This window comes from Salinicola sp. (assembly GCF_982684285.1).
Genome location: NZ_CEXLVS010000169.1, coordinates 1 through 9,197, shown reverse-complemented (window position 1 = coordinate 9,197; position 9,197 = coordinate 1). Strand labels below are relative to the sequence as shown.

At 64.6% G+C, this 9,197-nt stretch carries 11 protein-coding genes; 3 read left to right on the top strand and 8 right to left on the bottom strand.

Annotated features, from left to right (window positions below; translation table 11 throughout):
• A partial coding sequence (locus AC3AYF_RS14380) for an aldo/keto reductase (RefSeq protein WP_487779903.1) occupies positions 1-222 on the bottom strand: 222 nt, incomplete at its 3' end.
• A gap of 95 nt (positions 223-317) precedes the next feature.
• On the opposite strand from AC3AYF_RS14380, the gene AC3AYF_RS14375 reads away from it, so the two are divergent.
• On the top strand, positions 318-1,262 hold the full coding sequence (locus AC3AYF_RS14375) for an AraC family transcriptional regulator (protein ID WP_295036757.1): 945 nt from the start codon (positions 318-320) through the stop codon (positions 1,260-1,262).
• Here the strand turns inward: AC3AYF_RS14375 and AC3AYF_RS14370 are convergent.
• The 4 genes from AC3AYF_RS14370 to AC3AYF_RS14355 are packed head-to-tail and all read right to left on the bottom strand — an operon-like array spanning position 1,253 to position 5,193.
• Positions 1,253-2,080, bottom strand: coding sequence for an oxidoreductase (locus tag AC3AYF_RS14370; RefSeq protein ID WP_295036759.1), 828 nt, complete (start codon positions 2,078-2,080; stop codon positions 1,253-1,255). The genes AC3AYF_RS14375 and AC3AYF_RS14370 overlap by 10 nt on opposite strands.
• A 22-nt stretch (positions 2,081-2,102) precedes the next feature.
• On the bottom strand, positions 2,103-3,134 hold the full coding sequence (locus AC3AYF_RS14365) for an SDR family oxidoreductase (protein WP_487779902.1): 1,032 nt from the start codon (positions 3,132-3,134) through the stop codon (positions 2,103-2,105).
• 11 nt (positions 3,135-3,145) lie between these two features.
• Positions 3,146-4,144: an aldo/keto reductase gene (locus AC3AYF_RS14360; protein WP_295036763.1), complete on the bottom strand. Its 999-nt coding sequence runs from the start codon at positions 4,142-4,144 to the stop codon at positions 3,146-3,148.
• A gap of 53 nt (positions 4,145-4,197) precedes the next feature.
• On the bottom strand, positions 4,198-5,193 hold the full coding sequence (locus AC3AYF_RS14355; protein WP_295036764.1) for an aldo/keto reductase: 996 nt from the start codon (positions 5,191-5,193) through the stop codon (positions 4,198-4,200).
• Positions 5,194-5,331: 138 nt separating this feature from the next.
• On the opposite strand from AC3AYF_RS14355, the gene AC3AYF_RS14350 reads away from it, so the two are divergent.
• Positions 5,332-6,345: an AraC family transcriptional regulator gene (locus AC3AYF_RS14350; protein WP_295036766.1), complete on the top strand. Its 1,014-nt coding sequence runs from the start codon at positions 5,332-5,334 to the stop codon at positions 6,343-6,345.
• A 444-nt stretch (positions 6,346-6,789) separates the two neighbouring features.
• Complete coding sequence (locus AC3AYF_RS14345; protein ID WP_487779901.1) at positions 6,790-7,485, top strand: aspartate/glutamate racemase family protein; 696 nt, start codon at positions 6,790-6,792, stop codon at positions 7,483-7,485.
• Between the two features lie 109 nt (positions 7,486-7,594).
• Here AC3AYF_RS14345 and AC3AYF_RS14340 read toward each other — a convergent pair whose 3' ends face one another.
• The 3 genes from AC3AYF_RS14340 to AC3AYF_RS14330 form a co-directional block, all read right to left on the bottom strand.
• Positions 7,595-7,831 (bottom strand): DUF4236 domain-containing protein, encoded by a 237-nt coding sequence (locus tag AC3AYF_RS14340; RefSeq protein ID WP_295036769.1) that lies wholly within the window; start codon positions 7,829-7,831, stop codon positions 7,595-7,597.
• Between the two features lie 22 nt (positions 7,832-7,853).
• Positions 7,854-8,180, bottom strand: coding sequence for a hypothetical protein (locus tag AC3AYF_RS14335; protein ID WP_295036770.1), 327 nt, complete (start codon positions 8,178-8,180; stop codon positions 7,854-7,856).
• 62 nt (positions 8,181-8,242) lie between these two features.
• On the bottom strand, positions 8,243-9,197 hold a 955-nt coding region (locus AC3AYF_RS14330; RefSeq protein WP_487779900.1), incomplete at its 5' end, for a sugar phosphate isomerase/epimerase family protein.

Below are 9,197 nucleotides of genomic sequence, written 5' to 3'. Positions count from 1 at the left end.
CAGATCGCCCAGAAATGCTTCGGACTGGCCGCCGCTATAGACATCGGCGGTGTCGATGCAATTGATTCCGGCATCGAGCGCCGTGCCCAAAATCTCGCCGGCCGCCTTGCGGTCGAGACCACCGATGCCGCCGGTGCCCTCCAGCGTGCCGCCGAAGGTCATGGTCCCGAGGCAGAGCTGCGAGACGAAGGTGCCGGTGCGGCCGAGCTGCGTGTATTGCATGATCGAGACTCCTGTAGTTGACCGTTTCAATATAAGCGTGCCTTCCTGGACAAAAAACCACATAATTTCCGAAATATGTATCCTAAGGTCCAGAAATGCGTGATCCGCTCTCGGATATCCTTTTCGCGATGCGCGTCTCCGGCGCAACGCCGGTGCGCTTCGAAAGCCGGGGCGGTTATGCCATGCGCTTTCCAGCCTTCAGGCACCTGAAGTTCGGGGCATTGCTGAGTGGCCGGCTGGAATTGCGCCCTTCGAATGGGCCGGCCCTTCATCTGGAGGCAGGCGACTGCTACCTGCTGACCGACGGCGCGCCCTATGCCTCGCGGACCGGCGATTATCCGGAGATCGACGGCGAAGCCTATTTCGCCAGTCATCGCGATCCGGATGGCGTGGTGCGGTTTGGCGATGGTGCGCCGGACAAGATCGTTATCGGCGGGCGCTTCACCTTTGACGAAACCGGCGCCGAGTGGATGCGCCTGGCCTTGCCGCCCGCCATTCGCATTCCCGCCGACTCTCCAGTCGCGGCACCCTTGCGAACCACGCTCTCTCTTCTGGGGCAAGAGGTGGGCGCCAACGCCACCGGAGAAGACCTGATCGTCGCCCGGCTCGCCGACATATTGCTGGTGCAGGCGCTGCGCGCCTATCTGGCCATGACCGGGGATCGGACGCCTAGCTGGCTCGCGGGGCTTGCCGATCCGCGTCTCGGGCGCGCCTTGCGTGCGTTTCATGCCGGAATCGCCGAGGACTGGAGCGTCGGCCGCCTCGCCGCCGAAGCCGGCATGTCGCGCTCGTCGTTTGCCGACATCTTCCGGCGGCGGACCGGGCTGACGCCAATGGAGTATGTGGCGCGCTGGCGCCTGTTCCGCATCCGCGCCGAAATCCTGCGGACCGACCGTCCGATCGCGATCATCGCCGAGGACAATGGCTGGCGTTCGCGCACGTCGTGCAGCCGGGCGTTCAGGGAGCTCTTTGGTGTTTCGCCTCGGGAGGCCAAGGCCGGAGCGGCGGTCCGCGTCGACGAGGAAAGACATCAGGCATAGTCGGTTGAAACACTGAGTTCCTTCCATCTCTCCAGTTCGACGCTCCGTGCGCGCCCGGCCTGCGTAATCGCGGCAACCGCATCCTTGCCGAGCGCCAGACGGAGGGGCGGATCATCCGACGCCACGGCCCGGAGAACGGCCTGCGCACCCTTGCGGGGATCGCCGGGCTGCTTGCCATCATAGTCGCGCTGCATCCGCGCCGTCGCGCCGACGACCGCGTCATATTCCGGCCGTCCGGCATCGATGGTGGTCGAGGATCCGGCAAAATCGGTCCGGAACCCGCCGGGCTCGACGATGGTGACGCGGACACCGATCAGGCTCATTTCCCGGGCGAGCGATTCCGAGAAACCCTCGACGGCCCACTTGGCCGCCGAATAGGCCGCCCGTCCCGGCGCGCCAAGCCGCCCGCCGACCGAGGAGAACTGGACGATATGGCCGCCGCGTTGTTGGCGCATATGCGGGATGGCCGCCTTGGTCATGATGATGGTGCCGAACAGGTTGGCTTCGATCTGGCGGCGAAAGCTGTCCAGTGAGGTATCCTCGACCGAGCCGACATCACCGTAGCCCGCGTTGTTGACCAGCACGTCGAGCCGCCCGAACGCCGATACGGCAAGCTGCACAGCATTCTCCGCCGCGGCCGGATCGGTGACGTCGAGCGCCGCCGTTCGCACGCGAGCGCCATGCTCGCGCATCAGATCGGTAAGTTGGTCGGGATTGCGCGCGGTCGCGACGAGGTTGTCGCCGGCCGCGAGGATGGCGTCGCACAAGGCCCTGCCGAAGCCACGTGACGCGCCGGTTACCAGCCAGGTCCGTGTCATGTGATGCTCCCGTTTTGTTCCATCAGTTTTCGACCAGCCCCAGCCGGACCAGGCTTTCGGCGGTGGCGACGATGGCTTCTTCCGGGGAGCGCGGCTGCCAGCCGAGCAGGCGCTGAGCCTTTTCGCCCGAGGCGTTCATGTTGTAGCCGAGCATCGGCACGATTCCCTTCAATGCCGGGTTCCGGCGCGCGGCCAGGCGCACCAGCCAGTTGGGCAGCACCCGCGTCGGCACCTTGCTCGCGGCATGGCCCATCCGCCGCCGCAACACCCGTGCGACCTCGACCATCCACAGGCTGTCGCCCGATGTGGCCAGAAAGCGTTCGCCACTGGCGGTGGGGTCGGTCATGGCGCGCAGCTGCAGGTCGGCCACGTCGCGTACATCGACGAAGCAGGAATGGATCTTCGGGCATCCGCGCTGCCCGTCCAGCAGGTTCTTGATCAGGCGGATGGAGTGCGAATAATCAGGGCCAAGTGCCGGGCCGAGAACGGTGACCGGATTGATCGCGGAGAGTTCAAGCCCCCGTCCTTCGCGCGCGACGAAATCCCAGGCCGCGCGTTCGGACAACGTCTTCGACGTCTGGTACGGCGCGACGTTACCGCTCAGGTCGCTCCAGTCCGTCTCCTTGAACGGCCGAGGATAGCCCGGCTTGTGTCCGACGCCGATCACTCCGAAAGCCGAGGTCAACACGACACGCTTGACGCCGGCGTTCCGGGCGGCGCGCAGGACGCGCAGATTGCCGTCGACGGCCGGCTTGATCCAGTCCTCATCGCGGGTCTGATCGCCGGAGGGCGTCGGCGAGGCGCCGTGCATGACATAGGCGCAGCCCGCGGCCGCCTCGGCCCAGCCGTCATCGCTGGTGAGATCGGCAACCACGAACGTCAGGCGTTCGCCCGGTTCGGTGCCGCCGGTCTTGAGGTGGCCGCGTACTTCCGCTTCGCGCGAAAGCGACCGCACCGTCGTGCGCACGGCGTAGCCGGCGTCCAGCAGCGCCATGATGCAGTGCTGGGCGATGAACCCGGTGCCGCCGGTGACGAGCACCGGTTTGTCGGTCATGTCGATCTCCATCAGGTCCGATCCGAGGGGCGGCCCATGTCGCGGCTGCCCTTCACGCGATCGGCCAGGCTTCCCAGTTCCGCCAGATCGGGATCCGAAAGCACCAGCTGCGCGCCGCCGACATTCTCATCGAGCCGCGATGGCTTGCGCGTACCGGGGATCGGCACCACCGAGAGCCCGAACACCTTGGAACGGCTATGCAGCCACGCCAGCGCGACCTGCGCCGCGGTCGCGTCGTATCGGGCGGCAATCGCCTTGATCGCCTCGACCAGGCGGGCATTGTCGTCCTCGACAAACCGGTCATACAGCTTGCGCACGTCCTTCTCGTCGAAACCGCCGGGATCGACCCGGCCGGTCAGCTGCCCCCGGCCCAGAGGCGAATAGGGCACGAAGCCCACCCCAAGTTCGGCGGCGGTGGGAACGATGCTGTCCTCTACATGGCGCGAAAACAGCGACCATTCGGTCTGCAATGCCGTGATCGGATGGACGGCGTGGGCCTCGCGCAGTTCGTCCGCCGAAACCTCGGAGAGGCCGAGGAAGCGCAGCTTGCCCTCCTTGACGAGATCGGCCATCGCGCCGACGGATTCCGCCAGCGGCACCGCCGGATTGCGGCGGTGCATGTAATAAAGATCGATCACCTCGATCCCCAGCCTGCGCAGCGATCCATCGACCGCCCGCCGGATATATTCAGGACGGTTCTCGATCCTGACCTGGTCGATCGCGGGACCGAAGCGGTTGATGCCGAACTTGGTGGCGAGCGTCACCCGGTCGCGGTTCGCGCGGATGAAGGGCGCGATGAATTCCTCGTTCCTGCCTTCACCATAAATGTCGGCGGTGTCGAACAGGGTGACGCCGCGCGCCAGCGCCCGCTCCAGCGTTGCCAAGGATTCCGTGCCGTCGGTCGGACCGTAATAGCCGGTCGCCATGGCCATGCAGCCGAGGCCCTGAAGGCCGACGGTCGGCCCGTGTTGGCCCAGTCTCGTCGTGGGTAGCGTTGTCATCTCAGTCATGTCTCATCACTTTTTTGGAAAGGCGCGCGGCGGGTTTGTTGCCTTGGAAGCGTTCAGCGATCGATCGTCGCCATGACGAAGTCGGGATAGCGATTGCCGGCAATCGTTCCCGCCACCAGCGCATCGTCGAGCGCGCGCATGTCATCGGCGGTGAGGCGGATTGCATCGGCGGCGAGGTTGTCCTCGAGGTGCGTGCGCCGCTTGGTACCGGGAATGGGCACGATGTGATCGCCCTTGTGCAGCAGCCAGGCGAGCGCGATCTGCCCCGGCTTGACGCTCTTGGCCTCGGCCATGTCGAACACGATCTGCGCCGCCTTCACATTGGTATCGTAGTTTTCACCCTGATAGCGCGGATCGATACGGCGGGTGTCGCCCTCGGGATAGTCCTCCGCGCGCATGACGCCGCCGGCGAGAAAACCGCGGCCGAGCGGACAAAAGGGCACGAGGCCGATTCCCAGTTCCTCGAGAACGGGCATGATGTCCGGCTCCAGATTGCGCTCCCATAGCGAATATTCGCTTTGCAGCGCGGAGACCGGATGCACGGCATGCGCACGGCGCAGATTGGCGGCGCCGATCTCGGAGAAACCGAGGTAGCGCACCTTGCCTTCGCGCACGAGGTCGCCGACGACCCCGGCGAATTCCTCGATCGGCACCTTGCGGTCGAGGCGGTGCTGGTAGAGCAGATCGATATGGTCGGTCTGTAGCCGCTGGAGGCAGCCCTCCACCGCGGCGCGGACCGCTTCGGGGCGACTGTCGGTCTCGGCTCCGACCTGACGGCCGTTCTCGAACCGGAAGCCGACCTTGGTGGCGAGAATCACGTTGTCGCGTCGGTCCTTGAATGCCCGGCCGAGCAGTTCCTCATTGGTATAAGGACCATAGCCCTCGGCGGTGTCGAAGAAATTGCAACCCCGTTCCACGGCGCGGTGCAGGGTCGCGATCGATTCCGCTTCGTCCGCCGGGCCATAGGACTGGCTCATGCCCATGCAGCCAAGGCCGACCGCGCCGACTTCCAGCCCCTGATTGCCAAGGCGTCGTTTGCTCAATGTCATGAAAATCGTTTCCTGATGATCTGGCTTTGGTCAATGCCTGCGATGCACAGCGAGGCTCGACAATGCCCTGCAGCCATGCGTTGCCGCCGGATTGCAAGGTTTGTTGCACTAGCTTAAGGCGCGGGTGCCGGACTTTGAATGCTTGATAATCCGTATTACTTGCGCGATAGTTCAAATATGAGTACTGATCCTTTCTCCGAGATCCTGAAGTTCACAAACGCCGAATCCCTGGTGACGGGCGGCTTCACGGCGGGCGGCCCCTGGGCGATCCGCTTCCCGGCGCCGGACAAGATCAAGTTCTTCGCGGTCGTGAAGGGACATTGCTGGGTCAGCATCGAGGGCGAGGCCGCGCCCATTCATTTCGAAACCGGAGACGTGGGGCTTCTGACGGCGCCGCGGTCTTTCGTTCTGTCCAGTGCTCCGGATGTCGAACCGCTCGATGCGATGGCGCTGTTCTCAGGGGCCGGACGATCGACCACACAACTTGGCGATGGCCAGGACTTTGCGCATATCGGCGGTCATGTGCTGCTCGATCCCGTCGGTGGGCGGCTTCTGAAGGATGTCCTGCCGGCGTGGATTCATGTGCCGGCCGCATCTGCGCAAGCGACGGCGTTTCGATGGCTTCTCGACCAGCTTGTCGAGGAGCGGGCTGGCGATCTGCCCGGAGCACAGCTCGCAACGGCGCAGCTCGCGCAACTGCTTTTCATCCAGATCCTGCGTGCCCACCTGCAAACGTCCGACCACATGCCTGCCGGGTGGTTGCGGGCCCTGGCGGACCCGCGAATTGCTCCGGCCCTGCGCCTGATGCATGGCGAGCCCGGTCGCTCCTGGCACCTGGAAGACCTGGCCAGGACGTGCGCCATGTCCCGAACGAGCTTTGCCAACCACTTCCGGGCAGTGGCGGGGGTCCCGCCGCTGACTTACCTCGCCGAGTGGCGCATGCGGCTGGCGGAACGCGCGTTGCGTGAGGAGGAAACCCCCGTGGCGGCGATCGCCGGATCGCTTGGGTATACGTCCGAAAGCGCCTTCAGCAATGCCTTCAAACGCATGACGGGCAACTCCCCGCAAAAATTCCGAAATGCCGCTCAAAAGGGGCCTCGTGAAAACCCATCATCCAGGTCGCGAGACACCGACGCGATGCGGACAGCCTGAATTCAAGCCAATATTCCGTCGGTCGCCCGCGCTGTCCAACTCCATTGCGTGCCGGACGGACAGCTCCGCGCAAAGGACGCGCGAAGACAAAGCTCTTGCTTGGCCAATGAAAAAATGGCCGCTTTCGTGACCGGTCTCTTCTCTGGCGAACGATCGAATGGGGCGCGACGCGAACATCTCTTGGTTGTGGCAGCCATCTCTGCCGTGTCCTTATGCCTATTTCGAGGGGCACAGAGGGCTATGGAGTAGACATGGTTCTCATCGCTATCACGCGTGGTCCGCCACGAATTCTGAATCAGCCGGCTCGAGTAGCCGGCTTTTTCATATCCGGAATAGGGCCCTGGGGGAAAGGAAAAGCCGAGCATTCCCCGGTGTCGTCGAGCCCCGTCACGATCCAAAGACGGTATGATTAAAGTCTCGAGGAGAGGCCACGCGGGGGTCGGGATGAAAACCATTGGTGTACTGGGCGGCATGAGCTGGGAGTCCACCCAGAGTTACTACCGCATGCGCAACGAGGGCGTGCGCGAGCGCCTCGGCGGGTATCACTCGGCGAGGATCGCGATGGTGAGCGTCGACTTAGCCGAGATCGAGGCGCTGCAGCAAAGTGGCGATTGGGACAAGGCAGGGGACAAGTTGGCGCTGGCGGCCCGTCAGGTCGAGGCCGCAGGCGCCGAGTGCCTGTTGCTGGCGACCAACACCATGCACAAGGTGGCTGACGCGATCGAGTCGGCACTGAGCATCCCCTTTCTTCATATTGCCGATGGCACCGGTTCACGATTGCGTGCCGCCGGGGTCGAGCAGGTCGGCTTGCTGGGGACGCGCTTCACGATGGAGCAGGAGTTCTATCGGGGCCGACTGCTCGACGAGCATGGCATCTCCTGCCTGGTGCCGACCCGGGAAGATCGGGACAGCGTTCATCGGATCATCTTCGAGGAACTGGTTCATGGCGTAATCACCGAACCATCGCGGCAAGTCTATCGGGAGATCGTCGCCAGGCTCCAGGCCCAGGGCGCGCAGGGCGTGATTCTGGGGTGTACGGAAATTGCCCTGCTGCTCCGGCAGCAGGATTGCGACCTGCCGCTCTATGACACGACCGCGCTGCATGTCGACATGGGGCTCGAATTTGCCTTGGGCGAGTAGCCGGTCGCTGGCGCAATCTCCCTCGGATTGACGAGACAATTCAACCTGATGGGGCGCGCCCGCCGATCGATAATGGCGCCGGGGACTATCCCCTGCGTACTTGCCCGGCCTACGGGCCGGGTTTTTTTCGATGCTTGTCCGCTTTTCCCGTCCGCGATGTTCGTTTCCATAAAGCTTGCCGGTGATAGATGCCGGATCCGGGGATGCCCGCATGGCTGTGAATGCCGCGCCGGCTGACATTCAGGTTGGCGCCGCGGGGGCCGATCGAGAGCGTCGGACCCTGGCCGTCGAGCCGAATCCGTAGCCCTGGGGCCAGCCGCAGCACGCGACGAAAGCGAAGTCCCATGGAATATCTCCTGGAGATCTGTTCACGGTTGACCGCGACCGACGGCATTCGTTCGCCGGGCTTGCAGCGTTCGCCACAACGGGCTGCCGGGGACGATCAGCGCCAGCAGGATGCAGGCGGCAGCCGGGGAGAGGACATCGACGCTCGAATCCAGCGACCAGTGGTGAACCACTCCGTAGAAATAGCCGACCGCGTTCGGCCCCCCGCCGGCATACTCGTGCTGGGCGATCTCGCGCCCGAGAAACACCGCGACGATCAACGATCCACCCACCCAGCGACCGACCAGTGGCCACAGCAGGCATTGAAAGGCGACAGCGATGATGGCGTGTTCGAGATGGCTGGCGTTCATGCGGACCTCGTGGGCAACCGGTTGGCGTCAGCATAGCTGCCCGCGAGGTGAGTGGCGGGGCGTCAGTCTCGGCGCGGCTGCCTGACCCGACTGGCGCCCGGCGTGACGTGACGACAGGCGGGCAGGACCCGGTCGCGTAGATAGCGCTGGTTGGCGGCGCAGACGCTGAGGCCGTCACCACCATACTGCTCCAGGCAGATCACCCCGCGGAAGCCGGCCTCGACGGCGAGCTTCATCGTCTGGCGATAATCGATCAGGCCGCTCTCCATCGGCGCGGGGAAGGCGACATAATGATCTCGTTCGGCGTCCTCGTCGCGCATGTAGTTCTTGGCATGCCAGAAATTCGACCACGGCAGCACCTTGCGCATGGCATCGAGCCAAGGCTCCACCGGGCGGTGCAGCCGGATCAGGTTGCCGATGTCCGGATTCAATCCCACCGAGGCCAGGCCGATCTCCTCGACCATGGTCACTGCCGAATCGGCACTGCCGAGATAGGTATCCTCGTACATCTCCAGCGACAGCACGATACCGAGTTCGGCGGCGTGCTGGCCGAGTTCACGGATTCGCGACACCGCCTTCTGCCACTGCGCCCGATCGTCGGGATCGTCGCGGTGACCCGCCACGGTCCAGAACCAGAGCTGTCGCCGCTGGGCCTCGGTCAGTGGCCGGTGCAGGCCGATCGAGACGGTACCGATGCCGAGTCTGGCGGCGGCCTCCAGCGCGCGGTGGCTGTAGGCCAGATGGTCGTCGCCATGGTGCTCGTCGATCACGCTCGAGCGCACCACCGAGATCGAACTGGGTTTCAGGCGCGCCGACTTGATCACGCTGGCGAGAGCGTCCAGTTGGTCGTCCGGCATGTCGCCGGGACGAAAGCAGTTGTCGGAGAGATCGACGTGATCGAAACCGGCCTCGGCGATCTCCTGGAACAGCGGGTGCCACTGCTCGGCGCTGGCCGTCTGCAGCGGAGAGCCGTCCGGCAGACGGTTGGAGACCGGCAGCATGGCAGCAGCGATGGGC

Coding starts and splice junctions, on each gene's coding strand:
- AC3AYF_RS14375 (WP_295036757.1), top strand. CDS start 318: ATGCGTGATCCGCTCTCGGATATCCTTTTCGCGATGCGCGTCTCCGGC.
- AC3AYF_RS14370 (WP_295036759.1), bottom strand. CDS start 2,080: ATGACACGGACCTGGCTGGTAACCGGCGCGTCACGTGGCTTCGGCAGG.
- AC3AYF_RS14365 (WP_487779902.1), bottom strand. CDS start 3,134: ATGACCGACAAACCGGTGCTCGTCACCGGCGGCACCGGGTTCATCGCC.
- AC3AYF_RS14360 (WP_295036763.1), bottom strand. CDS start 4,144: ATGACTGAGATGACAACGCTACCCACGACGAGACTGGGCCAACACGGG.
- AC3AYF_RS14355 (WP_295036764.1), bottom strand. CDS start 5,193: ATGACATTGAGCAAACGACGCCTTGGCAATCAGGGGCTGGAAGTCGGC.
- AC3AYF_RS14350 (WP_295036766.1), top strand. CDS start 5,332: ATGCTTGATAATCCGTATTACTTGCGCGATAGTTCAAATATGAGTACT.
- AC3AYF_RS14345 (WP_487779901.1), top strand. CDS start 6,790: ATGAAAACCATTGGTGTACTGGGCGGCATGAGCTGGGAGTCCACCCAG.
- AC3AYF_RS14340 (WP_295036769.1), bottom strand. CDS start 7,831: ATGGGACTTCGCTTTCGTCGCGTGCTGCGGCTGGCCCCAGGGCTACGG.
- AC3AYF_RS14335 (WP_295036770.1), bottom strand. CDS start 8,180: ATGAACGCCAGCCATCTCGAACACGCCATCATCGCTGTCGCCTTTCAA.